The organism is Curtobacterium sp. 9128 (assembly GCF_900086645.1).
Taxonomy (GTDB): domain Bacteria; phylum Actinomycetota; class Actinomycetes; order Actinomycetales; family Microbacteriaceae; genus Curtobacterium.
Window position 1 is genome coordinate 2265678 of record NZ_LT576451.1, and the last position, 25764, is coordinate 2291441.

The 25764-nt window shown below is 71.9% G+C and carries 22 protein-coding genes; 13 read left to right on the forward strand and 9 right to left on the reverse strand.

Features of this window, described 5'->3' with window-relative positions; translation table 11 throughout:
* Positions 1-12: 12 nt before the first annotated feature.
* Genes QK288_RS10930 through QK288_RS10965 form a run of 8 tightly spaced genes read left to right on the forward strand, consistent with a single transcriptional unit; the run spans position 13 to position 9914 of the window.
* Positions 13-1224, forward strand: a complete 1212-nt coding sequence (locus tag QK288_RS10930) for an LLM class flavin-dependent oxidoreductase (protein ID WP_281264340.1) — start codon at positions 13-15, stop codon at positions 1222-1224.
* A complete protein-coding gene (locus QK288_RS10935; RefSeq protein WP_281264341.1) occupies positions 1221-2582 on the forward strand; it encodes an NtaA/DmoA family FMN-dependent monooxygenase in 1362 nt (453 codons plus the stop codon). Before QK288_RS10930 ends, QK288_RS10935 begins: the two co-directional genes overlap by 4 nt.
* Entirely contained in the window at positions 2579-3595 is a 1017-nt protein-coding gene (locus tag QK288_RS10940) for an LLM class flavin-dependent oxidoreductase (protein WP_281264342.1), read from the forward strand. The genes QK288_RS10935 and QK288_RS10940 overlap by 4 nt, the downstream gene beginning before the upstream one ends.
* Complete coding sequence (locus tag QK288_RS10945) at positions 3592-4581, forward strand: ABC transporter permease (protein WP_281264343.1); 990 nt, start codon at positions 3592-3594, stop codon at positions 4579-4581. The genes QK288_RS10940 and QK288_RS10945 overlap by 4 nt, the downstream gene beginning before the upstream one ends.
* Complete coding sequence (locus QK288_RS10950) at positions 4578-5468, forward strand: ABC transporter permease (RefSeq protein ID WP_281264344.1); 891 nt, start codon at positions 4578-4580, stop codon at positions 5466-5468. Before QK288_RS10945 ends, QK288_RS10950 begins: the two co-directional genes overlap by 4 nt.
* Entirely contained in the window at positions 5465-7153 is a 1689-nt protein-coding gene (locus QK288_RS10955) for an ABC transporter ATP-binding protein (RefSeq protein ID WP_281264345.1), read from the forward strand. Before QK288_RS10950 ends, QK288_RS10955 begins: the two co-directional genes overlap by 4 nt.
* Entirely contained in the window at positions 7150-8775 is a 1626-nt protein-coding gene (locus QK288_RS10960; protein WP_281264346.1) for an ABC transporter substrate-binding protein, read from the forward strand. The genes QK288_RS10955 and QK288_RS10960 overlap by 4 nt, the downstream gene beginning before the upstream one ends.
* Positions 8772-9914, forward strand: a complete 1143-nt coding sequence (locus QK288_RS10965; RefSeq protein WP_281264347.1) for an LLM class flavin-dependent oxidoreductase — start codon at positions 8772-8774, stop codon at positions 9912-9914. The genes QK288_RS10960 and QK288_RS10965 overlap by 4 nt, the downstream gene beginning before the upstream one ends.
* 964 nt (positions 9915-10878) lie before the next feature.
* Here the strand turns inward: QK288_RS10965 and QK288_RS10970 are convergent.
* From QK288_RS10970 to QK288_RS10980, 3 genes are read right to left on the reverse strand one after another with little or no spacing between them, the layout of a single operon-like run.
* Positions 10879-11904, reverse strand: coding sequence for a transporter substrate-binding domain-containing protein (locus QK288_RS10970; protein ID WP_281264348.1), 1026 nt, complete (start codon positions 11902-11904; stop codon positions 10879-10881).
* A 42-nt stretch (positions 11905-11946) separates the two neighbouring features.
* Positions 11947-12711, reverse strand: coding sequence for an amino acid ABC transporter ATP-binding protein (locus QK288_RS10975; RefSeq protein WP_281264349.1), 765 nt, complete (start codon positions 12709-12711; stop codon positions 11947-11949).
* Positions 12708-14219, reverse strand: coding sequence for a GNAT family N-acetyltransferase (locus QK288_RS10980; RefSeq protein WP_281264350.1), 1512 nt, complete (start codon positions 14217-14219; stop codon positions 12708-12710). Before QK288_RS10980 ends, QK288_RS10975 begins: the two co-directional genes overlap by 4 nt.
* Before the next feature lie 133 nt (positions 14220-14352).
* Between QK288_RS10980 and QK288_RS10985 the strand changes: the two genes are divergently transcribed.
* Complete coding sequence (locus tag QK288_RS10985) at positions 14353-14601, forward strand: DUF4287 domain-containing protein (RefSeq protein WP_281264351.1); 249 nt, start codon at positions 14353-14355, stop codon at positions 14599-14601.
* Here the strand turns inward: QK288_RS10985 and QK288_RS10990 are convergent.
* The gene (locus QK288_RS10990) at positions 14594-15562 is read right to left on the reverse strand and encodes an acetylxylan esterase (RefSeq protein WP_348639018.1); all 969 of its coding nucleotides are present in this window, start codon (positions 15560-15562) and stop codon (positions 14594-14596) included. The genes QK288_RS10985 and QK288_RS10990 overlap by 8 nt on opposite strands.
* Before the next feature lie 34 nt (positions 15563-15596).
* The gene (locus QK288_RS10995; protein ID WP_281264352.1) at positions 15597-15887 is read right to left on the reverse strand and encodes a metal-sensitive transcriptional regulator; all 291 of its coding nucleotides are present in this window, start codon (positions 15885-15887) and stop codon (positions 15597-15599) included.
* 114 nt (positions 15888-16001) lie between these two features.
* Here QK288_RS10995 and QK288_RS11000 point away from each other — a divergent pair, with 114 nt between their 5' ends.
* The gene (locus tag QK288_RS11000; RefSeq protein WP_281264353.1) at positions 16002-16991 is read left to right on the forward strand and encodes a hypothetical protein; all 990 of its coding nucleotides are present in this window, start codon (positions 16002-16004) and stop codon (positions 16989-16991) included.
* 72 nt (positions 16992-17063) lie between these two features.
* Here QK288_RS11000 and QK288_RS11005 read toward each other — a convergent pair whose 3' ends face one another.
* Genes QK288_RS11005 through QK288_RS11015 form a run of 3 tightly spaced genes read right to left on the reverse strand, consistent with a single transcriptional unit; the run spans position 17064 to position 19983 of the window.
* Positions 17064-17624: a GIY-YIG nuclease family protein gene (locus QK288_RS11005; RefSeq protein WP_281264354.1), complete on the reverse strand. Its 561-nt coding sequence runs from the start codon at positions 17622-17624 to the stop codon at positions 17064-17066.
* Positions 17625-17683: 59 nt separating this feature from the next.
* Entirely contained in the window at positions 17684-19090 is a 1407-nt protein-coding gene (locus QK288_RS11010) for an MFS transporter (protein WP_281264355.1), read from the reverse strand.
* A 53-nt stretch (positions 19091-19143) separates the two neighbouring features.
* Complete coding sequence (locus QK288_RS11015; RefSeq protein WP_281264356.1) at positions 19144-19983, reverse strand: siderophore-interacting protein; 840 nt, start codon at positions 19981-19983, stop codon at positions 19144-19146.
* Between the two features lie 89 nt (positions 19984-20072).
* On the opposite strand from QK288_RS11015, the gene QK288_RS11020 reads away from it, so the two are divergent.
* Together QK288_RS11020 and QK288_RS11025 are read left to right on the forward strand one after the other, a co-directional pair.
* Entirely contained in the window at positions 20073-20738 is a 666-nt protein-coding gene (locus QK288_RS11020) for a biliverdin-producing heme oxygenase (RefSeq protein ID WP_281264357.1), read from the forward strand.
* On the forward strand, positions 20735-21040 hold the full coding sequence (locus tag QK288_RS11025) for a DUF2470 domain-containing protein (protein WP_281264358.1): 306 nt from the start codon (positions 20735-20737) through the stop codon (positions 21038-21040). Before QK288_RS11020 ends, QK288_RS11025 begins: the two co-directional genes overlap by 4 nt.
* 132 nt (positions 21041-21172) lie before the next feature.
* On the opposite strand, the gene QK288_RS11030 is transcribed toward QK288_RS11025, so the two are convergent.
* Entirely contained in the window at positions 21173-22777 is a 1605-nt protein-coding gene (locus QK288_RS11030) for a BCCT family transporter (protein ID WP_281267574.1), read from the reverse strand.
* A 284-nt stretch (positions 22778-23061) separates the two neighbouring features.
* On the opposite strand from QK288_RS11030, the gene QK288_RS11035 reads away from it, so the two are divergent.
* Positions 23062-25719, forward strand: a complete 2658-nt coding sequence (locus QK288_RS11035) for a phosphoenolpyruvate carboxylase (RefSeq protein ID WP_281264359.1) — start codon at positions 23062-23064, stop codon at positions 25717-25719.
* Positions 25720-25764: the final 45 nt, after the last annotated feature.

A 25764-nucleotide genomic window follows, 5' to 3' on the forward strand; every position in this document is an offset into this window, starting at 1 on the left:
ACGGAGCCCACCGTGCCCGATCGCATCACCCTCGTCACCGCGCTGCAGGGTGCCGGGTGGCACCCTGCCGCCTGGCGTGCCGCCGACTCCGACGCGGAGCGGCTCACCTCGCTCCGGCACTGGCGTGACGTCGTCGTCGAGCAGGACCGGCTCGGCGTGGACGCCGTGACCATCGAGGACTCGTTCACCGCAGGACCCGAGCGGGATGGCGACCTGGACACGACCACCGTCGTCGGCCGCCTGGACGCCCTGCTGATCGCCGCCGCCGTCGCTCCCGCCACCCGGCAGATCGGCCTGGTACCGACCGTGAGCGTCACGCACACCGAGCCGTTCCACGTCGCGACCAGCCTGCAGACACTCGACCACGTGTCGCTCGGACGTGCCGGCTGGCGGCTCCAGGTGAGCTCGACGGCGCGGGAGGCTGCACTCTTCGGGCGCAGGACCCTGCCGGCCACGCCGGACGACGCCACCGTCGCGGAGCTCTTCGCCGAGGCGCGCGAGGTGGCCGAGGTCGTCGACCGCCTCTGGGACAGCTGGGACGACGACGCGATCATCCGCGACGTGACGACCGGGCGGTTCATCGACCGGGACCGGATCCACAACGCGGAGTTCGTGGGGGAGCACGTCTCGGTGCACGGGGCGTCGATCGTCCCGCGGTCACCGCAGGGCCGGCCGCCGGTCTTCGCGCTGGCCCACCGGTCCGACGCGGCCGCGCTGGCCGTGGACGTCGCGGACGTCGTGCTGGTCACGCCCGGCTTCGACGGACGGGAGGACCGGGAACTGCTCGCCGAGGTCCGTCACCTCGAACAGGTGGCCGGGTCCACCGCCCCGCGCCCGGTCCTCGCGGACCTCGCGGTGCTCATCGGCTCGTCGTCGGCTGCCGCCGCCGACGAACTCGCCGCCCTCGACGACCTGGCCGGGACCCCGTACGTCTCGGACACGTCGGTGCTGGCGACCACGGTCCCGGACCTGGTCTCGCGGATCGCCGGGCTGCGCGAACTCGGCTACGCCGGGGTGCGGCTCCGCCCGTTGCGCATCCCGACGGACAGCACCGCGATCGCCCGGCAGCTCGTCCCGGCGCTCGTCACGGCCGGACTCCGGGCCGACGTCGCCTCCCGACCGGCGGTCGACCTGCGCACCCGGCTCGGGATCGCCCCGGCCGTCAGCCGTCACAGCGGGGTCCGCACGTCCCGCACGCTCAGCACCGAAGGGGTCTCCGCATGACCACGAAGCGTCAGGTCCACCTCGCCGCGCACTTCCCCGGCGTCAACAACACGACCGTGTGGAGCGACGACCGGGCCGAGAGCCAGATCGCCTTCTCGTCGTTCGAGCACTTCGCGACGAACGCCGAGCGCGGGTTCTTCGACTACCTGTTCCTCGCCGAGGGGCTCCGGCTCCGCGAGCAGAAGGGCCGCATCCACGACCTCGACGTCGTCGGTCGACCGAACACGCTCGCGATCCTCGCCGCCCTGGCCGGGGTGACCGACCACATCGGGCTCGTCGGCACGCTGCAGACCACGTTCAACGAACCCGTCGAACTGGCGAAGCAACTCGCGACCCTTGACCACCTGACCGGTGGCCGCGCCGGCTGGAACGTCGTCACGAGCTCCGATGCCTTCCACGGCGCGAACTTCCGTCGCGGTGGCTTCCTCGACCCGGCTGACCGGTACACGCGGGCCGCCGAGTTCGTCGACGTCGCCCGGGAGCTCTGGGACTCGTGGCGCACCGACGCGGTCGTGGCGGACCGCGCTGCCGGACGGTTCGCCGACCGGTCCCGGATCCGCGACGTCGACCACCACGGCCCGCAGTTCGACGTCAGTGGCACGTTCCCGGTCCCGCGGAGTCCGCAGGGGCACCCCGTGGTCGTGCAGGCCGGTGACTCCGACGAGGGCCGGGACCTCGCCGCGAGCCGCGCCGACGTGATCTTCTCGCTGCACACCGAGTTCGCCGACGCGCAGGGCTTCTACCGCGACGTCGCCGCTCGGCTCGAACGCGTCGGCCGCTCGGAGGACGAGCTGCTCATCCTTCCTGGCGCGACCTTCGTGCTCGGCGACACCGCGGCGGACGCCGAGGAACGAGCCAGGGCGATCCGGCGGGCGCAGGTCAGCCCGGCCACGGCGATCGCGTTCCTCGAGCAGGTGTGGAACCGCGACCTCTCCTCCTACGACGTGGACGGCCCGCTGCCCGACGTCGAGCCGGACCTCGACGGCGCCGCGATCACCCGTGGTCGTGCACGCCACACCCGGGACGTCCCCGCGCTCGTGCAGGGTTGGCGGGACCGTGCAGAGGCCGAGCGACTGTCCATCCGGGACCTCGTGATCGAGGTCTCGACCCGCGGCGGGTTCGTCGGGACGCCGTCGCACATCGCGGCGGAGATCGACCGGTACGTCCAGGAGCGCGCGACCGACGGGTTCGTCGTCGTGCCGCACACGAACCCCTACGGGCTCGACGACTTCGTCGACCGTGTGGTCCCGCTGCTGCAGGAGCGTGGCGTGTACCGCTCGTCGTACGAGGACGGTGCCACCCTGCGCGAGACCCTCGGACTGCCCGGCATCCGGACGAGCCGCGAGGTGCTCGCATGAGCATCGGCAGCCTCGCCATCCTGGTCCCCGGCAACTTCGAGGACGACGACCCAGCGGCCGGCCTCGAGTCGACGCTGGAGCTCTTCGCGACCGCCGAGCGTCTCGGCGTCGACGGCGCCTGGGTCCGGCACCGGCACCTCGAACACGGCATCGGCTCCGCCGCGGTGTTCCTCGCCGCGGCGTCCCAGCGCACGAGGAGCATCGAGCTCGGTGTCGCGGTCGTCCCGATCGGGTGGGAGAGCCCGTTCCGGCTCGCCGAGGACTTCTCGCTCGCCGACGTGCTGTCCGGCGGCAGGGTCCAGGTCGGGCTGTCCACCGGCACCCCGCACGCCGACCTCCTCGGGGACCTGGTGTTCGACGGCGACTGGCGCTCCTTCGACCTCGGCTACGGCCGGGTGACCCGGTTCGTCGAGAACCTGCGCGGGTCGTTCCTCGGCGACGCAGACACCGTCATCGCCAGCCCGGGGAACGTCCAGCGCCCCAGACTGCAGCCGTACGCTCCCGGACTCGCCGACCGGGTCTGGTACGGCGCCGGGTCGCTCCGGTCCGCGGAGTTCGCCGGCCGCAGCGGCCTGAACCTGCTCATCGGGAACCTGACCTCCGGCGAGGGCACCGACGACTACGGCACGGCCCAGCGGAACCAGCTGCTGGCGTACCGGGCAGCGCTGCCCGACGGCGTCGAGCCCCGTGTCGCCTGGGGCCGCTGCCTGGTCCCCACCGACTCCGCCGACCGGGCGTCGCGCGAGCGGTACGCCTCGTGGCGTGACTCCCGGCTCGCGCGGCAGACCGCGCCGCAGGGACCTCGTCGCACCCTGTTCTCCGCGGACCTCGTCGGCACGTCGGAGCAGATCGTCGAGCAGCTCGTGCACGACGCCACCCTCGCCGAGGTCGACGAGTTCCGCATCGAGCTGCCCTACGAGTTCGCCGCCGACGAGTACGAGCAGATCGTCACCGACGTCGTCGAGCACGTCGCCCCCGAACTCGGCTGGGTCCCCACGGTGGTCACCGCATGACCCGGTACGTCCTGTCGCGCGTCGGCCAGGCGGTGCTCGTGCTGTGGGCGGCCTGGACGATCTCGTTCTTCGTCCTCTACGTCCTGCCGAGCGACCCCGCGCGGATCCTCGTGGGCCCTGACGCGACCGACGTCACGGCGGCCCAGCTCGACGCGCTGCGACACCAGTACGGACTCGACCAGCCGGTCCTCGTGCAGTACGTGCAGCACCTCGGCGCGCTGTTCACCGGCGACCTCGGCCGGTCGATCGGCAGCGGTCGCCCGGTCGCCGACGTCATCGGCGAGGCGATCCTGCCCACGGCACAGATCGCACTTACCGGGCTCGTCCTGGCGATCGTGTTCGGTGGCGGGCTCGCCGTCCTCGCGACCTGGACCAGGAACCGTGCACTCGGACAGTTCCTGCTCCAGCTGCCCCCGGTCGGCGTCGCCGTCCCCGGGTTCTGGTTCGCGCTGCTCCTCGTGCAGTGGTTCTCCTTCGGCCTGCACCTGTTCCCGGCGTTCGGCGGCGACGGGCCGGCGTCCGTCGTGCTGCCTGCCGTCACCCTCGCGCTGCCGACCGGCGCGACGATCGCGCAGCTGCTGTCGAAGTCGCTCGTCCAGACCCTGCGCGAGCCGTACGTCGACACCGCGTACGCGAAGGGCGCCGGCCGGTGGCGCGTGCAGCTCCGGCACGCCCTGAAGAACGCCGCGCTGCCCGCTCTCACCGTCACGGGACTCATCGTCGGGCAGCTGTTCTCCGGCACCGTCGTGACCGAGACGGTGTTCTCCCGGCCGGGCCTCGGCCGGGTCACCGCGACCGCGGTCCAGCAGCAGGACATCCCCGTCGTCCAGGGCATCGTCCTCTTCGCCGCGGCGGTGTTCGTCGTCGTCAACCTCGTCGTCGACCTGGTGTACCCGCTCCTCGACCCGCGTGTCGTCGTGGCGGGCAGCCGGAGGAAGCTCCGGGAACCGACCGGCGAACCGGCACCCCAGGGGGTCCTCGCATGACCGAGACCACACAGCTCGCGATCGGCGGCCGGACGGCCGTCCTCAGCGACCGGGTCCCCGGTCGCGGGACGACGCTCCGTGTGCTCGTCGCCCGCCCCACGCTGACCGTCGCGCTCGTCTGGCTGGCGCTCGTCGTCATCGCCGCGTTCCTCCCAGGAGCGCTCACCTCCCACGACGCCCTCGCCGCCGACCCCGCGGCGAAGCTCACCGCACCAGGTGCCGCGCACTGGTTCGGCACCGACCAGCTCGGCCGTGACCTGTACGCACGCGTCGTGCACGGCACTGCGCTCACGCTGCAGGCGGCGGTGCTCGCGATCGTCATCGGTCTCGTCGGCGGGTCGCTCGTCGGCCTCGTCGCCGGGTTCGTCGGCGGGGTGGTCGACGCCGTGCTCATGCGGATCGCGGACGTCCTGCTCGCGATCCCGAGCCTGTTGCTCTCGCTCACCATCGTGACGGTGCTCGGATTCGGCACCGCGAACGTCGCGGTGGCCGTCGGCGTCGCGAGCATCGCCACGATCGCCCGCATCATGCGCTCCGAGGTGGTCAGGGTCCGCACAGCGCAGTACGTCGAAGCCGCGGCCGCCGGAGGCAACCGCTGGTGGCGGGTGCTCGCCGTGCACGTGCTGCCGAACGCTGCCGGGCCGGTGCTCGTCCTCGCCGCGCTGGAGTTCGGGACCGCGATCCTCGCCGTCTCGAGCCTGAGCTTCCTCGGCTACGGCGCACAGCCGCCGGCACCGGAGTGGGGCTCGCTCGTCGCCACCGGTCGCGACTTCATCGCGACGTCGTGGTGGCTCACCACGATCCCCGGTCTCGTCATCGCGGTGACGGTCCTCGCCGGCAACCGCGTGGCCCGTGCCCTCGACACCGAACGGCGGGCCGTCCGATGAGCCTCCTCACCATCAGGGACCTGTCCGTCGACCACGGACACGGCGCGTCCCGGCGCACGACGCTCCACGGGATCTCCCTCGACGTCGGACGCGGAGAGCGCGTCGCGATCGTCGGCGAGTCCGGTTCGGGCAAGTCGACGACGGCCCAGGCCGTCCTCCGGCTCCTGCCCGCCGCGGCGACGCTGACGGGAGGCTCGGTGCGGCTCGCCGGGGCCGGCGCCGGTTCCGGAGACCTGGACCTGGTGACGGCGACCGACGCCGAGGTGCGTGGCGTCCGCGGGCTGCGCGTCGGCTTCGTGCCGCAGGACCCGACCGTGTCGCTCAACCCGGTCACCCGGGTCGGCGCCCAGGTCGCGGAGGTCCTCGCCATCCACGGCATCGCCACCGGGGCCGAGGCTGCTGCGCGCGCGGTCGAGGAGCTGCGCCGTGCGGGGATCGGCCGCCCGGAACTCCGTGCACGGCAGTACCCGCACGAGCTCTCCGGCGGGATGCGCCAGCGGGTGCTCATCGCGATCGCCCTGATCGGCGACCCGGAGCTCCTCGTCGCGGACGAACCGACGAGCGCCCTCGACGTCACCGTGCAGCGGACGATCCTCGACCACCTGGACCGGCTCGTCGCCGAGCGGGGGACCAGCGTCCTCTTCATCACCCACGACCTCGGGGTGGCCGCGGACCGGTCGGACCGGATCGTCGTGCTGTCCGAAGGACGGATCGTCGAGCAGGGAACGCCAGACGAGGTGCTCGGCTCCCCACGCGAGCCGTACACCCGAGCCCTGATCGCCGCTGCGCCGAGTCTCGACGACCTGACCGTGACCGCCCGGGCCGAGCCGAGCCTCCCGACCGGCGTTGCCGGACCCGTCGACCACCTGGTGGTCGCGACGGGGCTGCGGAAGACCTTCGGGCACGTCCCCGCCGTCGACGGCGTCGACGTGTCCGTGCCTCGCGGGCGCACGCTCGCGCTGGTGGGGGAGTCCGGCTCGGGGAAGTCGACGACCGCGCGACTGATCCTCGGCCTGGAACGACGCGACGAGGGCACCGTGCTGTTCGACGGCGAGCCCGTCGGGCGACGAGGTGCCGCGCTCCGTGCGTTCCGGCGCCGGGCGCAGATCGTCCAGCAGAACCCGTACGCGGCGCTGCACCCGCGGCTGTCCGTGGAGTCCGTCGTCGCCGATCCGCTCGCCGCGTTCGGCGTCGGCTCCCGACGGACCCGCGCCGCACGTGCGCGGGAGCTCGTCGACCTCGTCGCCCTCCCCGCCTCGGTGCTCAGGCGACGTGCGGACGAACTCTCCGGCGGGCAGCGGCAGCGCGTGGCGATCGCCCGTGCGCTGGCGCTCGACCCGTCGTTCGTCGTCCTCGACGAGCCGGTCTCGGCACTCGACGTGTCGGTCCAGGCCCAGGTCCTCGACCTGCTCGCCGAGCTGCAGGAACAGCTCGGCGTCTCCTACCTGTTCATCTCGCACGACCTGGCCGTCGTCCGTCGCATCGCACACGAGGTGTCCGTCCTCCGTGGCGGCCGCGTGGTCGAGCACGGCGACGTCGCCCAGGTCCTGCACGACCCGCAGCACGACTACACGCGTGCGCTGCTCGACGCGATCCCCGGTCGGTCCCGGCGCGCGGCACCCGATCTCGGCGTCACCGACGTCGCCGGCGTCACCGACGTCGTCACCCCCGAAGGAGCACGATGACCACCGCACGAACCCCGTACCGACTGGTGGCCGCGATCGCGGCCGGCACCGCGGCGGCCCTCGTCATGGCCGGCTGCTCGTCGGGCAGCACGGCGTCGTCCTCGTCGTCCTCGAAGCCGGTGGACGGCGGCGACCTGACCTACGCGATCGCGAACGACCCGATCTCGCTGAACCCGTCCGGCACCGGCGCCGGGAACGACACGCTCGCGATCACCCGGCAGCTCGTCGACTCGCTGCTCTGGCAGGACCCGTCGGACGGGTCGCTCAAGCCGTGGCTCGCGACGAAGTACACCGCGAACGACGACGCCACGCGCTTCACGTTCGACCTGCGCTCCGGCGTCACGTTCTCGGACGGCACCCGGTTCGACGCGACCGCCGTCAAGGACACCTTCGACGACATCGCCGCAGCAGGGGCCGCGAGCACCGCCGCGTCGTCCTTCTCCGGTTACAGCGGGACGAAGGTCGTCGACGACGACACCGTCGAGGTCGACTTCGACCAGCCGAACGCCGCCTTCCCGAACGCCACGTCCTCGGTCGCACTCGGGATCGTCTCGCCCGGCACGACGAAGGTGCCGTTCGACGACCGGTCGACCGGGTCCGAGGTCGTCGGGACCGGGCCGTTCACGCTCAGCTCGTACACGAAGAACACGTCGACCGTCCTCACCAAGCGCAAGGGGTACGACTGGGGGCCGGCCGCACGGACGAACGCCGGAGCGGCACACCTGTCGAAGGTGACGTTCCAGGTCGTCCCCGAGGCGAGCGTCCGCTCGGGCAGCCTGCAGTCCGGTCAGCTGGACGCCATCAGCAGTGTGCAGCCGAGCGACACGGACTCCCTGAAGACCCAGTTCGACCTGGTCACGCGGGCGAACCCCGGGCAGGTGTTCGGGCTGACCTTCAACCAGGAGCGGCCGCTCGTCGCCGACGTCGCCGTCCGCAAGGCGATCGCGCAGGCGGTCGACCCGAAGACCGTCAGGGACACCTCGCTCAACTCCCTCTTCAAGGTCGCGACGTCCGTGCTCGGTTCGACGACGCCCGGGTACACCGACACGTCCTCGTCGCTCCGGTACGACCCGTCGGCGGCATCGGCCGCGCTGACCGACGCCGGCTGGGTGGAGGGCTCCGACGGCATCCGCGCGAAGGACGGCCGGAAGCTGCAGCTCAAGCTGATCTGGATCACGAACTTCGGTCCGAACCAGACGTCCCTGGAGCTCATCCAGCAGGAGCTCGAGAAGGTCGGCGTCGGGCTCACGCTCGAGAGCGGCACCGTCCCGCAGTACCTCGCGAACCTCGGCAGCGGTGACTGGGACCTCGCGTGGGACAACAACTCGCGCGCGGACGGCGACGTCCTCCGCTCGAAGTTCTCGAGCAGTGGCGCCCAGTCGATCGGAGCTTCAGACGCCACGCTCGATGCCCTCTTCCAGAAGGAGCTCTCACAGTCCTCACCCACCGACCGCGACGCGACCTTCGCCGAGATCCAGGAGCGCATCGCGTCCCAGGCCGACTTCGTCCCCGTCCACGAGCTGACGAGCATCATCGCCACCGCGAAGGACGTGCACGGCATCGCGTACGGGGCGGACACCCGGCTCGACCAGCTCACCGGCGCCTGGAAGGACGCATCGTGACCACACCACTCGCCGTCCTCGACCTCGTCCCGGTCAGCGCGGGTTCGACCCCCGCCGAGGCGCTCCGCAACACCGTCGACCTCGCCCAGCGCGCTGAACGTGCCGGGTACGCCAGGTACTGGCTCGCGGAGCACCACCTCAACCCCGGGGTCGCCGGCAGCGCGCCGAACGTCGTGATCGGGGCGATCGCCGCGGCGACGTCCACGATCCGCGTCGGCAGCGCCGCCACCCTCGTCGGGAACCAGCGCGCGTTGCAGATCGCCGAGACGTTCGGCACGCTCACGGGGCTGTACGGCCCGCGCTTCGACCTCGGGCTCGGCCGGTCGGGTGCTCCGGCACCAGGGACCCCGAAGCCGCCGTCGCTCGCCCCGCGGTCCGACGAGGTCGTGGACGGGCTGCTCGTCCCCGCGCCGTTCGACTTCCGGATCGCGCCGAACAGCCGGTTCGCCCTCCAGGGGACGTTGCTCGGGCGGGTCCCCGGCGACGTCGACGCGTTCGAGGGTGAGGTGTCGCTCCTCAGGGCCTTCCTCGCGGGCACGTACGAGCCCGGCGGCGCGGACGGCGGGTCGGTCGTCGACGCCACGCCCGCTGCCGGCGCCGATGTCGAGCTCTGGGTGCACGGGTCGACCGGCGGGGAGAGCGCGCGGATCGCCGGCGCGCTCGGGTTGCCCTACGGCGCGAACTACCACACGTCGCCGGGCACGGTCCTGGCGTCGGTGGAGGCCTACCGTTCGGCGTTCCGGCCTGGGGTCCTGCCGGCGCCGCACGTCGTCGTGTCGGCTGATGTCGTCGTCGCGGACACCGACGCCGAGGCCGCGCGCCTCGGCTCGGGCTACGCGGCGTGGGTGCACTCGATCCGCTCGGGCGTGGGAGCGATCGCGTACCCGTCGCCGGCCGACGGGGCGGTGCTCGACGCCGAGGTCGCCTCCTCGGTCGGTGACCGGCTGGCGACCCGGTTCGTCGGCGCGCCGCCGGAGGTTGTCTCGCGGCTCGAGACGCTCCGCCGGGTGACGGGAGCGGACGAGCTGCTCGTCACGACGATCACGCACGAGCACGCCGACCGCGTGCGCTCGTACGAGCTCCTCGCCGAGGCGTGGGCAGCGCACGAGTCCGCCCCCGAGGCGGTCGCCGCGCGCTGAGCGCGCCGCGCTCGGCGCGCTCGGCGTCGGGCGTCGGCTGCGTCGAGTGCGCGGAAGTGGTGGCTGGTCCGCGTCTCGGATCGCACCTTCTGCGCACTCGGCCGTCGGCCGACCGACCTCCCGGCCGAGTGCGCGGATGTGGCGTCGCACCCGACTCGGGAATCGGCCTTTGTGCGCAGTCGTCGCATGAGGCCCGGCCCGGCCACACGCCGGACGGGAGCCTCGTGACGGTCCGGTCACGAGCCTCCCGTCCGGCATCGAGTGCGCGGAAGTGGTGGCTGGTCAGCGTCTCGGATCGCACCTTCTGCGCACTCGGCCGGCCGACCGACCGCCCGACCGCCCGGCCGAGTGCGCGGACGCGGTGTCGTACCCGCCCCGGGAATCGGCCTTTGTGCGCACTCGTCGCATGATGCCCGGCCCGGCCACATGCAGGACGGGAGGCTCGTGACGGTCCGGTCACAAGCCTCCGGTCCGGCGTCGAGTGCGCGGAAGTGGTGGCTGGTCCGCGTCTCGGATCGCACCTTCTGCGCACTCGGCCGGCCGGACCCGAGCCTCCCGTCGGGCGCCGAGTGCGCGGACGTGGCGTCGCACCCGACCCGGGAGCCGCCTTTTGTGCGCACTCGTCCCGTCCGCTGGCGGGCCCGGCTGGATCGCGCACCGCCCCTGCGCACTCGTCGCGCGGATCCGGGGCCGGCCGCACGCCGGACGGGAGGCTCGTGGCGGCCTGGCCACGAGCCTCCCGTCCGATGCGTGCCGAGCCCGCCGCCGATGGTTGCGTCCGCAAGGAGCGACGGGGTCGCTGTCGTACGACAGCGACCCTGTCGCTGTGCCGCGCGTGCAAGTGTTGCGTCCGCAACGAACGACACCCTCGACGTCGTACGACGTCGAGGGTGTCGTTCCGAGTCGGCCCGGCGAGCCGACCGACCCGCCGAGCCGACCGACCCGCCGAGCCGACCGACTCGGCTCAGCTGTTGTCGAGCGGCAGCCCCGGCGGGTTGATCTCGGACTGCTGCACGGCCTCGTTCGACAGGTTGTACGCCTGCAGCCACTTGGCGTACGTGCCGTCGTCGATGAGCTCGTTGATCGCCTTCTGGACCGGCTCCACGAGTCCGTTGTCCTTCTTCGTCGTCGCGGCGATGAGCCCCTGCAGCGACCCACCCGCACCGGAGTACGTCCCCGCGGTCGTGGTCGGGTTCGCGCTGCCCGCGCTCTGCGTGTTCTGGTACGCGATGCTCGGGTTCGGGCCGAAGGACGCGTCGATCTTGCCGGAGTCGAGCGCGAGCTTCGTCGAGTTCGTGTCCGGGTAGTACTTGACCGTCAGGGTCTTGCCGGCGGCCTCGAGCTGGTCCTTCCACTCGAGCAGGATCTTCTCCTGGTTCGTCCCGGACCCGACGGCGACGGTCTTGCCCGCGAGCACCGAGGGGTCGCCGTCGAACGTCCAGTCGCTCGACTTCAGGACCTGGAAGGCCAGGTTGTCCTCGCGGTACGAGGCGAAGTCGTACTTCTCCTTGCGCTGCTCGGTGTCCGTCACGTTCGAGAACCCGACGTCGACCGACCCGCTGTCGATGCCGACGAACAGGTTGTCCCATGTCGAGTTCTTCACCTGCGCGTCGAGCCCGAGCTTCGCCGCGACGAGCCGACCGAGGTCGGGTTCGGCACCCGTCAGCGTCTTCTGGTCGTCGCCGGTGTAGGCCAGCGGCGGGAACCCGGAGGGCAGTGCGCCGATGCCGATGACGAGCTCGCCCGACTTCTTGACGTCGGACGGCAGCGCGTCGTGGAGCTTCGTGTCCTCGGCGACGGTGAGCGTCGTCTCCTTCGCTGCGCCGTTCGAGGCGGCACCGATGGTGACCTTGCCGTCGGCGGAGGAGCCGGAGCCGGAGCCGGTGCCGGCGTTCGCTCCCGCGGCGCAGCCGGCCAGGGCGACGACGACGCCGGCGGCGATGACGAGGGCGCCGGTGCTGCGCCAGCGGGACAGGGTGGTGATGGGCATGGTTCTCCTGGGGTCGGGTGCTGTGGGGGTGGGGAGTCGGGGTCAGCGCAGGCGGCTGAGGAACGCGCGGGTCCGGTCGTGGCGGGGCGCGTCGATGACCTGCGACGGCGGACCCTGCTCGACGATCCGGCCGTGGTCAAGGAACACGACGTGGTCGGCGACCTCGCGGGCGAAGGCGACCTCGTGGGTGACGATCACGAGGGTCGTGCCGGACGCGGCGAGGGACCGGATGACGCCGAGCACCTCGCCGACGAGCTCCGGGTCGAGCGCCGAGGTGGGCTCGTCGAGCAGCAGCACCTCTGGTTCGAGGGCCAGCGCGCGGGCGATCGCGACGCGCTGCTGCTGGCCGCCCGAGAGCTGCCTCGGACGGGCGTCTGCGCGGTCGCCCAGTCCGACCTGCTCGAGCAGGGCGATGCCGCGGACCCGGGCGGAAGCGACACGGACGCCGGAGGCGACGAGCCCCTCGATGACGTTCTCGAGCGCGGTCAGGTGCGGGAACAGGTTGAAGTGCTGGAACACGAACCCGATCCGGGCGCGCTGCCGGAGGATCGCTCGCTCCGGCAGCTCCTTGTAGCGACCGCTCCCCGGCACCAGCCGCACGCCGATCGTCTCGTCGCCGATCGTGACGACGCCGCGGTCCGGCGGCTCGAGGTGGTTGATCGCGCGGAGCAGTGTGGACTTGCCCGACCCGGACGGCCCGAGGATGGCGGTCACGCTCCCGGCCGCCAGGTCGAGGTCGATCCCGTCGACGACCCGGTTGTCGCCGAAGGCCTTGACGGCCCCGCGGATGCTGATCGTCGCGCTCACGAGATGACCCTTCCGTCGTTGTTGTCCGAGGTGACCAGACGGCCAGCGGGCGCCGACGACCGGACCGGAGCCGAGCCTCCTGTCCGGATCCGCCGCCAGGCGGCGCGGACCCGCTGGAGCGGCGTCGGCGGCAGCGTGCGCACCGAGCCGCGAGACGTCCACCGCTCGACGTGGTACTGGACGACGGAGACGGCACTGGTCAGCGCGAGGTACCAGAGCGTCGCGACGACGAGCAGCGGGATGATGTCCGTCGGGTAGGTGCTCGACAGGTTCTGGACGACCCCGAACAGGTCCAGGAGTGACACGTAGAACAGCAGCGAGCTCGCCTTGAGCAGCCCGACGATCTGGTTCACGAACGCCGGCACGATCGAGCGCATCGCCTGCGGCAGCACGATGCGGAGGAACTGCCGGTGCCGGGGGAGCCCGAGAGCCTGTGCGGCCTCGTGCTGCCCGTGGTCCACGGCGAGGACCCCGGCGCGGACGATCTCCGACGCGTAGGCGATCTCGCTGAGGCTCAGCCCGATCACGCCGATCGCCAGGTCACCGAGCACGTTCGCGGTCGGCACCTCGACGTGCGGGCCGAACGGCACGCCGATCCCGATCGTCGGGTACAGGTTGCCGAGGTTGTAGAGGAAGACGAGCACCAGGATCAGCGGCACGGACCGGAACAGCCAGACGTACCCCCACGCCAGGCTCGACAGCACCGGGTTGCGCGACAGGCGGGCGATCGCGACGACGATGCCACCGGCGAAGCTGATCACGGCGCTGAGCGCCGTCGCGACGAGCGTGAGCTGCAGGCCGGTCAGGATCGCCGGGCTGAACAGCCACTTCCCGACCCGCGGCCACTCCCAGGACGGGTTCGTGAAGAGCGTCTCGACGAGGTTCGCGAGCAGCACGAGCACGACCGCCGCAGCGATCCACCGCAGCGGGTGGCGGAGCGGGATGACGGGGCGGTCGGTCGGACTGGAGGCTCGGGTCGGCTCCGCCCCGTCGGTCCTGATGGTCTTCTCGAACGGGTGGATCCCGACCTCCTCCGACGACTTGGTCACGTCGTACAGCGGGGTGTAGCCGAGCCGGGTGTACAGCCGGACCGCTTCGGGTTGACGCGGCCCGGTCGTCAGGTACACGCGCCCGAAGCCACGTCGTCCGGCCTCGGCCTCGAGTTCCTCGACGACGACCCCCGCGAGGCCACGGCCGCGCGCCTCGGGGGCCGTCCAGATCCGCTTCAGCTCGATCGTGTCGTCGTCGTACGGCTTGAACGCGCCGCCGGCCACCAGGCGGTCGTCCTCGTACAGGAGCACGAACGTGCCGAGCGGCGCGGTGAAGTGCTCGACGGGGTACCGGTTGATCTCGGTGGAGGCCGGCTCGCCGAAGTGGTCGCCGTAGCGGGCGTCGTACTCGCGCTCGAGGTCCGCGAGCATCGGTGCCGCTGCCGGGTCGTCGGGGCGGACGGTGCGGAACGCGAGGGCGCCGTGCCGGTGCTCCGTCGCGTGTGCCGTGTCGGTCATGGCGTGACGGTACGAGGCTGCCGTGCCGCGCGGCAACGCCCGCGCAACACAGCGGCACGGAACGGAACCCGGCGTCACGTCAGGACGGCGGATGACCTTCCGTGACGCGGAGGCCGCTCGCTATCGTGAGCCCATGAGCGCCCATCGCGTCACCGCACCAGAGCCCCCGGCCGACGGCAGCAAGCCCAAGGGGCCGGCGTCGTACTTCCCGAGCATCGAGAAGACCTACGGCCGCCCCGTGCAGGAGTGGCTCGACCTCGTCGCCGACCGGCTCGACACCGACCGGCACATGGAGGTCGTCGCGTGGTTGAAGTCCGAGCACGGACTCGGGCACGGCCACGCGAACGCGCTCGTGGGGTACGTGAAGAACGCCCTCAGCTGAGGACGGACCGCAGCCGCGGGAGCGTCGCGACGTCCTCGTGCGCGCCGCCGCCCTCGTGGCCGTTGAACTCCCACACCGTCATCTCCTTCGGGCCCCCGTGCGCGTTGTACGCGGCGTAGACGGTCGACGGCGGGCACGTCGGGTCCATCAGCGCGGTCGAGTACCAGGCCGGAGCCGTCGCGCGGGCGGCGTGCAGGACCCCGTCGAAGTACGCCAGCGTGCCGAAGACCCGGTCGCGCTTGGTCCGGTGCACCGTGAGGTACTGCGCGATCTCGCGGTAGGGGTACGCGTCGGTGATCGTCGTGCCCCGCGGGAAGTCGCAGAGGAACGGCACGCGGGGGAACACGCCGGCGAGTCCCTCGACGAGCCCGGACACCGCGATCGCCATGCCGCCGCCCTGACTGACGCCGAGCACGGCGACGCGGGCGGGGTCGACGAGGTCGATCGCCCGCGCGGCGTCGACGGCACGGACGGCGTCGGTCGTGAGCCGGCGGTAGTAGTAGGTCTCCGGCGACTCGATCCCGCGCGTCATGACCCCGGAGACCGCCGGGCCGGAGCCGTCCGGATCCGGGGTGTCCCCGGCCGACCAGCCGGACCCCTGCCCGCGGGTGTCCATGAGCAGGTGCGCGTACCCGGCAGACGCCCACAGCAGCTGCTCGGTCGGGAGGCCCCGGCCACCGCCGTAGCCGATGTACTCCACCACCGCGGGGAGCGGCGCGTCCGGGCTGGTTCCCGCTGGGACGGTCAACCACGCGTGGATCCGCTGCCCGGCCCAGCCGGCGAAGGTCACGTCGTAGGTGTCGAGCGTCGTGAGGCCCGTCGCGACCCGGTCGACGGCGACGTCGATGGGGTGCTGCCGGGCGTCGGCGAGGGTGGTGGTCCAGAAGTGGTCGAAGTCATCGGGCTCGACGACGCTCCCGCGGTAGGCGAGGAGCTCGGGCCCGGTCATGTCCGTGTACACGACACCGACCCTGGCACGGCGGCGCCGGGTCTGGCTAGGAGCGGACGAGTCGTGCGATCGCCTCGGACGCTTCCTTGATCTTCGCCTCGGGGTCGCCGCCGTCAGCCATCGCATCGGCGACGCAGTGACTGAGGTGGTCCTCGACGAGGCCCAGTGCGACCGACTGCAGGGCCTTCGTCATCGCGGACACCTGGGTGAGGATGTCGATGCAGTACTGCTCGTCCTCGACCATGCGCTGCAGCCCGCGAGCCTGTCCCTCGATGCGCCGGAGACGCTTCAGGTACGCGTCCTTGGACGAGATGTAACCGTGGTGGTGCTCGGTCATGGCGCCTCCTGTCGAGTGGTACCCCACCAGGGTATGCCATGCGGCCGGAACGGCCCGCACGGCTGCGGGTCCGCGAGCGCTCGATTGTCGGTGGTGCGCCCTACCGTGACCGTCGTGGTGGAACCCGTCGACGCGTGGTGGCGCCGCCGGCAGTGGTCGCGCGGTGTGCCGATGCCGTACGCCGTCGGGGAGTTCCGTGCCGCCTGGGCGTCCTACCCGGTGCTCGTCCGGCAGTACCACCCGGAGTGGAACGCCGGCATCGTCCTCACCCAGATCCCACCGGCGGCCGACGTGCTCCTGACCTGGGAGTGCGACGTCGGCCACGTGTTCGTCGCGACCCCCGCGGAACAGCGTGGGCGTCCCGGCCGAGAGCGTCGTCGTTCCGTCTGGTGCCCCGAGTGCGCGCTGATGGCGAAGCCGCAACGCTGGCCGACCCTGCCCGACGAGTGGCCCGAAGCCGTTCCCGCACCCCAACGTGCGGTGCGGGTGACCGGGCGCCAGACCCTGCCGGCCGCGCCCGGCCGTGGGATCGGCGCTTCCGGGACGTCGGTCGGCATGCCGACCGGCGCGGTGGCGTCGGAGCGGGTCCGTCGGCCCGGTGCGGTCCGGTCGTCCGGCTCTCGCTCGGCGGCTCCTCGTCGCATCTGCCAGAAGACCCCGCGACTGCCCTCCGGCGATGCCTTCGTCAGCGTGTGTGCGCCCGCAACGGCCTCCGCGGTGGAAGCCGAACTCCGGCAGGCGTTGTCCGACCGCTTCGACTTCACGTTCGACCGCAACGCGATCCGCCTCGACCGCCCGTTCCACGACCACGTCGAGGCGTGGCCGGACATCATCCTGCCCGAGCTCCGCGTCGCGATCGAGTACGACTCCACCGGACGGCACGGCCTCGAGCACGTGGGGCCCCGCGAAGCGTCCGACCGCCGCAAGGACCGGGCGATCCGCGGTGTCGGGTGGGAGGTGATCCGGATCCGGACCGGTCGGCTGCCTGCGCTCGGCCCCCACGACCTGCAGGTGTCGGGGATCTCCGGCAGGACCATCGCGAGCCTGGTCGACACGCTCCGTGACGTCCGCGGCGCGCTCTTCGTCGACGCCTACGCACGCTGACCCCGCGCCCGAACGCCCGCGCCCGCCGACGCGCACGCCCGCGCCCGCCGACGAGCACGCCCGCCGCACCCCTCACCCGCGGAGCGCCAGGGCCTCGCTCGTCCACCGCGCGTGCGCCGCCCATGGATCCGGCACGCCGGCGGCGACGACCTCGACGTGCGCCAGCAACGCCGGCGTGGTGCGGAACCACTCCGTCCCCGGGTACCGCGTCGCTGCGAACTGCCCGTGCCGACGCCGTTCGAGCACGCGGTCGCCCCGCTCGAACGCCATCAGGTCCTGATGGCTGATCCGCCCCAGCCGCTGCCGCGGGTTCGCCGTCGTGCCGATCTTGATCCGGTCGCCGACGTCGTCCCGCTGCCGGAGGTAGTACACGACGTCGACCCGCGGGGGCGCGAGGTCGCCGTCGGGCACGTCCCCGTACGGCCACTCGCACACGGCGCACACCGATCCCGACGGCCACCGCACGCCGAGCCGCGATCCGCAGACGAGACACGGGCCGGGCAAGCGGTCCTCGGTCCCACGGGCGGAAGCGGCGAAGTCGGCCACGAGCCCCACGTGCGACTCGCACAGCGGCACCGGTGCGCCGGACGCGACCGGGCCCGCGCAGCCCGGGACGCAGCAGGACTGGAGCATGCGCCGAACGCTACCGGCGACGTCCGACGCTCCCACTGCCTCCCGTCGGGGGACCGCCGTCAGGACGCCGCGGCCGGCTCGGACGACCCCCGTGCCGCGCGGTCCACCCGCGCGAGCGACCGGTCCACCAGGGTGATGACGAGGAACAGTGCCGCCGTCCCCGCCATGAACCACGCCAGGTCGTGGAGTCCCGCGTCCGTCGTCCCGTGGTGGAAGAACGCCCCGCTGGCCGACGACGCGATCATCGCGCCGAGGTACATGAACGTCCGGAGGAGCCCCGCGGAGGCACCCACGCGCGCGGGGTCCGCCTGGTGGTAGAGCGTGTTCTGCACGGCCAGGTTCACGAGCCCCTGCGGGATGCCGAGCACGATCGCGACGACGAGCAGCAGCGCGATCGGCGAGCCGGACCCCGCGAACAGGACGACGACGCACCCGACCACCTGCGCGGCCGCACCGACCACGAGCTTGCCGCGGATCTCCGGACGTCGGCCGGTGAGCGTCGCGACCAGGATCCCGGTCGCGAACGTCGGCAGCAGGACGAGCCCCGCCTGCGACGGGGAGAGACCGCGACCGCCTTCGAGCCACTGCGTGAACCCGTAGAGGAAGCAGTACGACACCGTGGCCGCCAGCACGCCGCGGGCGTAGGTGACGAGCAACGGCACGTTGCCGGCGAAGACCCGCACGTCGATGAACGGGTCGGGCGCGCGCAGGGAGCGCCACGCGAAGGCGGCGCCGAACAGCACGGCGAGCCCGAGCAGCCAGAGCGTCTCGACACCGATCGACATGAGGAAGAGCAGGAGCGCGACGAGCGTGCCGGCGAACAGCACGATGCCGAGCAGGTCGATCCGGAGCCGGCCGGCACCAGGGGTCGCGGGCACCGTGCGCGGCAGGACCAGCGCCCCGAGCACCAGGCACGCGACCGCGAGCGGGATGTTCACCGCGAACGTCGCACGCCACCCACCGAGCCCGATCAAGAGCCCGCCGAGTGTCGGCCCGATGACCGCGATGGTCTGCGTCGCGACGGACAGCGCCGTGAGCACACCGGCGGGGGAGGCGATCCCGGTCCGGTCCGCCTCCGAGCGGATCAGGTACATCGACGCCGGGTAGCCCGCGCAGGTGCCGAACCCCAGGACGACGCGCGCGGCGATGAGGACCCCGAGGTTCGGCGCGAACACGCCCAGCACGCCCGCGATGCCGGTGAGTGCCGCTCCGATCAGGAACAGCCGTCGCGGCCCGAAGGTGTCCACGAGCCGTCCGACGAGCGGCTGTCCGATGCTCGTCGCGAGGTAGAGCGCCGACACGAGCCACGCCGTCTGCGACGGGGGAGCGCCGAACGCCGACGCGATGGGCACGAGGGCGACGGCGATGATCGAGGAGTTGATCGGGTTGAGGATCGACCCGAGCATCATCGGTGCGAGCAGCCGCCGGTCGAACCGGTCGGTGCGCGCGGCAGTGCTGGCGGACATGCCGCCACCGTACGCTCCTCAGCGCTGTTGTACAACCATGCTGTACAACAGGATCAGTCGAAGATCACGCCGATCGGCTCGCGCTTCTCCTCCTGGAAGCGGTCCTCCGCGCGGCCGAGCGCCCAGTACGCCGACAGGGACATGTCCGACTTCTCGAGTTCCCACTCGTCCTGCAGGAGTCGACGGATCGCCTTCATCGCGGTCCGCTCGCCGTGCGCGAAGACCTGGACCGGACGGGAGGCTCGTGGCAGCTTCCTGGCTTCGTCCAGCAGGAGCGTGCCCGGCTCGGCGCCGGCGGCGTCGCGGTACAGCCAGCGGAGTGCGATCCCCGCAGGGTGCGGGATGTCCTGCTCGTCGTCGGGGCCGGCGATCTCGACCAGGGCGACACCGGTCGCGGAGTCGTCCATCGCCTCCAGTGCCGACGCGATCGCGGGCAGTGCGCTGTCGTCACCGAGCAGCACGTGCGCGACGGCCGGATCGGTGCTCGGTGCGTAGCCGCCGCCCGGGCCGGACAGTGCGAGCGTGTCGCCCGGTTCCGCCGCGGCCGCCCACGGACCGGCGAGTCCCTCGTCGCCGTGCACCACGAAGTCGATGGCGATCGTGCGGGCATCATGGTCGATCGCCCGGACCGTGTACGTGCGGCGTGCCGGACGGTCCTGCTTCGGGAGGGTCTCGCGCAGTGCCTCGAGGTCGTACGGCGGCTGCAGCCCGAGCGACGGCTTCGCGAGCAGGAGCTTCACGTACTTGTCCGTGGTCTCGAGGCGTTCGGGGTCGGCCGCGTGGACGAAGTCCTCGAACGCGGGGCCGCCGAGGTGGACCCGGACCATGTGCGGCGAGAGGCGCTCGGTGCGCTCGACGACGAAGACGTGCTGGGGGCGGTTCGGTTTGCTCATCGTGGTGGAGCTTCCTCTCGGGGGATCGCAATCGCCTGGAAGTCCGACGGAGTGCTTGACGTCCGGCTCAGTAAGGTTAGCCTTACCTCATGGACAGTCCCGTCATCCCGTTCTCCGAGCTGCTGCGGAAGCGTACCCGTCGCTCGCACGGCTCCTCGGCGGGGAACGGCTTCATGGACGACCTGCTCGGCGGGAAGTGCGACGTCGCCGACTACGCCGCGCTGCTCGGACAGTACTCGTTCGTCTACGACGCCCTCGAACGTGCCGCCGCGCGCATGGCCGACCACCCCGTCGCGAGTCCGTTCGTCACCACGCAGCTGACCCGGATGCCCGCGATCCGATCGGACCTCGAGTACCTCATCGGCTCGGACTGGTCCGAGCTGGTCTGTCCGCTGCCGGCGACGACCGCCTACGTGCGACGGCTCAACGAGGTCGCCGCCGAGTGGCCGGGTGGGTTCGTCGCGCACCACTACACGCGGTACCTCGGCGACCTGTCCGGCGGGCAGATGATCGGCCGGATGCTCTCCGAGCAGTTCGGGTTCGACACGAACGGCGTGCTGTTCTACATCTTCGACCAGGTCGCCGACCCCGCCGCGTTCAAGGACACCTACCGCGGCCAGCTCGACGCCGCGCCGTGGGACGACGACGAGCGCGAGCGGGTGATCGCCGAGGTCGAGCTCGCGTACGAGCTCAACAACGGACTCCTCGCGGAGCTCGATGCCGGTCGCGGCCCGGACGTGGCGGTGACCGCGTGAGCGCCGGCGCCTCCGAGCCCTTCGACGACGATGCCCGAGCGGCGATCCTGCACCACATGAACGGCGACCACGCCGGCGACAACCTGGTGATCGTCCGGGCGAACGGTGCCGCCACCGCCGTCGCCGCCACGATGACCGAGATCGACGCCATCGCCGGGGTGTGGATCGCCCAGCTCGACGACGGCGACGTGGAACAGGTCATCGTGCCGTGGACGACGCCGCTCACCGACCGTCGGTCCGCCCGTGTGCAGATCGTCGAGGTGCACACCGCCGCGCAGGCGCAGCTCTCCGAGCCGAGCTAGCCGCCAGGGGTCCCGCCGCCGCCGTCCCGCTGCGACGCCGCTGTCCCGCTGAGACGCCGCCGTCCCGCTGAGACGCCGCCGGAATCCGCGGCGTCTCGCGGACCCGAACGTGTCTCGACGAGTGCGCGGCGCCTACCGTCGGATGCGCCGCGCCAGCTTCTGGATCGGGCCGGTCCGGGGTGCGCGCTCGGACGGGTCCTCGACCTCCTGCTGGTAGAAGTCCGCGAAGTCGACCATCATCGCCCGGCGCTCCGCGCGCAGGTACGCCCGACGCTCGCGGGTGAACGCGACGACGGTCGACCAGCACATCAGCACCATCACGACGCTGAACGGCAGTGCCGTGGTGATCGCGGCCGTCTTCAGCGCGTTCAACCCGCCGGCGAGCAGCAGCGCGACGGCGACGAGCGCCGTGACCCCGGCGAAGAACACCCGGATCCAGTTCTTCGGCTCGATCTGTCCGCCGGTCGCGATCATGCCCATCACGAGTGCCCCCGAGTCCGCAGAGGTCACGAAGAACACCCCGATCAGGACGATCGCGCCGATGACGAGCACCGACCCGGCCGGCAGGTCCCCGAGCATCTGGAAGAGCACCTGCTCGACGTTCACGGTCCCGCCGGCGCCGAGGAGGTCCCCGTTCCCGTTGAGCTGGTCCCACAGCGCGGTCCCGCCCATGATCGAGAACCAGAGGAAGGTCAGCAGGGTCGGGACGAAGAGCACGCCGAGGACGAACTGTCGCACGGTCCGACCGCGGGAGATCCGGGCGATGAAGATCCCCACGAACGGGGCCCACGACATCCACCAGCCCCAGTAGAACGTCGTCCAAGCGCCCTGCCACTCCTGCCCGGCCTTGCCCGCGAAGGCACTCGTGTCGAACGCGAGCCCGACGAAGCCCTGCAGGTACTGCCCGATCGACTGCACGAACTCGCCGAGCAGGAACTGGGTCGGCCCGAAGACGAGCACGACGAGGAGCAGTGCTGCGGCGAGCAGCAGGTTGATGTTCGACAGGTACTTCATGCCCTTGCCGACGCCGCTCAGGAGCGACCCGATGGCGATCAGCGTGACGACGACGATCAGCACGATCTGCAGGCCGCGGGTGTTCGCCGCGATGTCCGTGTAGTCGAGTCCTGCACCGATCTGCAGGACACCGAGGCCGAGGGACGTCGCGACGCCGAACAGCGTCCCGACGAGGGCGACCACGTCGATGAGGTTCCCCCAGCCGCCCGTCACCCGCTTGCCGAGGAGCGGCTCGAGCGCCCAGCGGATGGACACCGGGCGACCGCGGCGGTGGATCGCGTAGGCGAGCGCGAGCCCGACGACGACGTAGATCGCCCATGCGTGCAGGCCCCAGTGCAGGAACGTCTGGGACATCGCGCGCTGGGCGAGCTGCTCGTCGCTCCCGGTGACGCCTGGCCTGGGGGAGGCGTAGTGGCTGAGCGGCTCGGCGACGCCGTAGAAGACGAGACCGATGCCCATCCCGGCGGCGAACAGCAGCGCGAGCCAGGACATCGTGGAGAACTCGGGCGCTTCGTCGTCCTTGCCCAGCACGATGTCGCCGAACCGGCTGAACCCGATCCAGATCGCGAACAGGACGAACCCCGCGGCGACGATGACGTAGTACCAGCCGAAGTCGCGGACGATCGCGTCCTGCACCGTGGCGAAGACGGCCTCGGTCTGCTTCGGCGCGATGAGTGCGACGACGACGAACGCCAGCACCAGGCCGGCTGCCGGCCAGAACACCCAGCGCTTGACGGGCGGCTCCCGTCCGTCGTCGCCCTCCAGGACAGGAGGCTCGTCGTGCGCCACCTGGGCAGCCCCCGTCTCGTCGAGGGCCGCTTCGGCGCCCTCGGCCGGTTCCGCAGTGTCGCTCACACCCCCGGATTCTACGAACGGACCCCGACGTGCGTCCGGATGCGATGCGAATCCACGCCGCCCGTCCGGACGGTCGTCGTCACCGGAGCCCGGCTGCCGATACGCTGCTCTGGACCCGGAAGCGGTATACCGGGCCGACCCGAAAGGACGAGATGACGGCGATCGACGGATCGACGCGCTTCGGGAGCGCGCGCGACGATGTGAGCGGAGCGGTCGACAGCGACCTGCGTTCGGATGTCCGCTACCTCGGCAAGCTGCTCGGGCGGGTGCTGCGCGAGAGCGGCGGCGACGACCTGCTGCGCGACGTCGAGGCCCTGCGTGCCGCGGTGATCGAGGCGTACGAGGGCTCCGACGCGGACGGCGCGGCACGTGCCGAGGCGGTCGTGTCCGGACTCTCGGCGGAACGCGCCGAAGAGGTCGCACGTGCCTTCACCACCTACTTCCACCTGACGAACCTGGCCGAGGAGCACCACCGTGTGCGCGTGCTCCGGCTGCGCGGGGACGACGGCGGTGTCGCGGGGGACTCGTTCCCCGCGACGTACGCCCAGCTCGTCGACGAGGTCGGCGCCGAGCAGGCGGCCACGCGACTCGACGCGCTCCGCTTCCACCCGGTCCTGACCGCGCACCCGACGGAGGCGCGGCGTCGCGCGGTGACCACGGCCGTCCGCCGCATCACGGACCTCATCGACGAGCGCGACCGGGCGAAGAACTCGACGGCGCTCGTGGAGAACGAACGGCGGCTGCTCGAGGAGATCACGAACCTCCTCCGCACGTCCCCGCTCCGCACCACCCGGCCGACCCCGCTCGACGAGGTCCGCACGGCGATGAGCGTGTTCGACCAGACGCTGTTCGAGATCGTCCCGCAGGTCTACCGCCTGCTCGACGACCGGCTCCAGGGTGACGCCGCTGGCAGCGCTCCGGCCAAGGCCCCGGCGTTCGTCCGGTTCGGCACGTGGATCGGCGGCGACCGCGACGGCAATCCGCACGTCACGGCCGACGTGACCCGGCAGGCGGCCGAGATCGCGGCGGAGCACATCCTGCTCGGCCTGATGCGCGCGGCGACCCGCATCGGCAGCACCCTGACCCTCGACAGCAGCGAGACCCCGGCGGACGCCGGACTGACCGCGCTCGTGGCGGCGCAGGAGACCCTCGACCCCGGCATCGCCGAGCGCATCGGGATCCGCGCGCCGAACGAGACGCACCGCCGTGCGCTGCTCTTCACCGCCGCTCGGATCGACGCGACCCGTCGTGGCGACGCCGCGCTCGCGTACGACGGACCAGAGGCGTTCCTCGCGGACCTCCGCACCATCCAGGCATCGCTCGTCGCGGCCGGCGCAGCGCGTCCCGCGTACGGCGAGCTGCAGAACCTCATCTGGCAGGTCGAGACCTTCGGGTTCCACCTCGCCGAGCTCGAGGTCCGGCAGCACTCGCAGGTGCACCGGAACGCCCTCGCCGAGATCCGTGCAGGTGGCGAGCTCAGCGAGACGACCGAAGAGGTCCTCGCCGTCTTCCGGACCATCGCGGACCTGCAGCGTCGGTACGGCGTGCGCGCCTCCAACCGGTACATCGTGTCGTTCACGCAGTCGGCGGAGGACCTGGCGAACGTCCACGAACTCGCCGCCGCCGCGCTCGGGTCCGCCGAGGCGGCGCCGGTGCTCGACGTCATCCCGCTGTTCGAGACGTTCGCCGACCTGCACGCGAGCGTCGGCATCCTCGACGAGGCCGTCCGGACCGAGGCGTTCCAGCGACGCCTCGCCGCGACCGGTCGCAAGCTCGAGGTCATGCTCGGGTACTCGGACTCGTCGAAGGACGTCGGCCCCGTGTCGGCGAACCTGGCGCTCTACGACGCGCAGGCGAAGATCGCCGAGTGGGCCAGGCAGAACGACGTCGAGCTCACCCTGTTCCACGGACGCGGCGGGTCGCTCGGCCGCGGTGGCGGTCCCGCGAACGAGGCCGTGCTCGCTCAGCCACCAGGGTCCATCGACGGCCGGCTGAAGCTCACCGAACAGGGTGAGGTCATCTTCGCCCAGTACGGCGACCAGGACATCGCCGCCCGGCACCTCGAGCAGATGGCCTCCGCGACGCTGTTCGCGTCGTCGCCGTCGAACGAGGCGCTCACCGAGGCCGCTGCTGATCGGTTCGCCGACCTCGCCCAGCAGCTCGACGACGTCTCCCGCGACGCCTTCTACGACCTCGTGAAGGCCGACGGGTTCGCGCCGTGGTTCGCCACGGTGACCCCGATGGAGGAGATCGGGCTGCTGCCGCTCGGATCCCGTCCGGCGCGCCGTGGACTGTCGGTCGAGTCGCTCGAGGACCTCCGCGCCATCCCGTGGGTCTTCTCGTGGACGCAGGCCCGGATCAACCTCGCCGGCTGGTACGGCCTCGGGTCCGCGCTCCAGGCGGTGGGCGACGAGGAACTCCTCCGCACCGCCTACGCCGAGTGGCCGCTCTTCGGCGCGATGATCAAGAACGTCGAGATGTCGCTCGCGAAGACGGACGAGCACATCGCCCGCCGATACCTCGAGCTGGCCGACCGCGACGACCTCGCGGCGAAGGTGCTCGACGAGATGCTCCGCACGCGGGAGTGGGTGCTCCGGGTCTCCGGCGGTGCCGACGTGCTCGAGGACCGTCCGGTGCTCGCCCGCGCCGTGCGACTCCGCAGCCCGTACGTCGACGCCCTGTCCCACCTGCAGCTCCGCGCGCTGCGTGCGATCCGCAGCACCGGCAGCACCGATCCGGCCGATGCCGACCACCGGCTGCTGCTCCTGACGGTCAACGGGATCGCCGCCGGCCTGCAGAACACGGGCTGACCCCCGAACGCACCGGTCTGGAGGCCCGGTGCCGGTCCACGTGAC

Bases quoted from the DNA above. Each gene is read 5' to 3' on its own strand.
- QK288_RS10935 (WP_281264341.1), top strand. From the start codon at position 1,221: ATGACCACGAAGCGTCAGGTCCACCTCGCCGCGCACTTCCCCGGCGTC.
- QK288_RS10940 (WP_281264342.1), top strand. From the start codon at position 2,579: ATGAGCATCGGCAGCCTCGCCATCCTGGTCCCCGGCAACTTCGAGGAC.
- QK288_RS10945 (WP_281264343.1), top strand. From the start codon at position 3,592: ATGACCCGGTACGTCCTGTCGCGCGTCGGCCAGGCGGTGCTCGTGCTG.
- QK288_RS10950 (WP_281264344.1), top strand. From the start codon at position 4,578: ATGACCGAGACCACACAGCTCGCGATCGGCGGCCGGACGGCCGTCCTC.
- QK288_RS10955 (WP_281264345.1), top strand. From the start codon at position 5,465: ATGAGCCTCCTCACCATCAGGGACCTGTCCGTCGACCACGGACACGGC.
- QK288_RS10960 (WP_281264346.1), top strand. From the start codon at position 7,150: ATGACCACCGCACGAACCCCGTACCGACTGGTGGCCGCGATCGCGGCC.
- QK288_RS10970 (WP_281264348.1), bottom strand. From the start codon at position 11,904: ATGCCCATCACCACCCTGTCCCGCTGGCGCAGCACCGGCGCCCTCGTC.
- QK288_RS10980 (WP_281264350.1), bottom strand. From the start codon at position 14,219: ATGACCGACACGGCACACGCGACGGAGCACCGGCACGGCGCCCTCGCG.
- QK288_RS10985 (WP_281264351.1), top strand. From the start codon at position 14,353: ATGAGCGCCCATCGCGTCACCGCACCAGAGCCCCCGGCCGACGGCAGC.
- QK288_RS10995 (WP_281264352.1), bottom strand. From the start codon at position 15,887: ATGACCGAGCACCACCACGGTTACATCTCGTCCAAGGACGCGTACCTG.
- QK288_RS11005 (WP_281264354.1), bottom strand. From the start codon at position 17,624: ATGCTCCAGTCCTGCTGCGTCCCGGGCTGCGCGGGCCCGGTCGCGTCC.
- QK288_RS11010 (WP_281264355.1), bottom strand. From the start codon at position 19,090: ATGTCCGCCAGCACTGCCGCGCGCACCGACCGGTTCGACCGGCGGCTG.
- QK288_RS11015 (WP_281264356.1), bottom strand. From the start codon at position 19,983: ATGAGCAAACCGAACCGCCCCCAGCACGTCTTCGTCGTCGAGCGCACC.
- QK288_RS11020 (WP_281264357.1), top strand. From the start codon at position 20,073: ATGGACAGTCCCGTCATCCCGTTCTCCGAGCTGCTGCGGAAGCGTACC.
- QK288_RS11035 (WP_281264359.1), top strand. From the start codon at position 23,062: ATGACGGCGATCGACGGATCGACGCGCTTCGGGAGCGCGCGCGACGAT.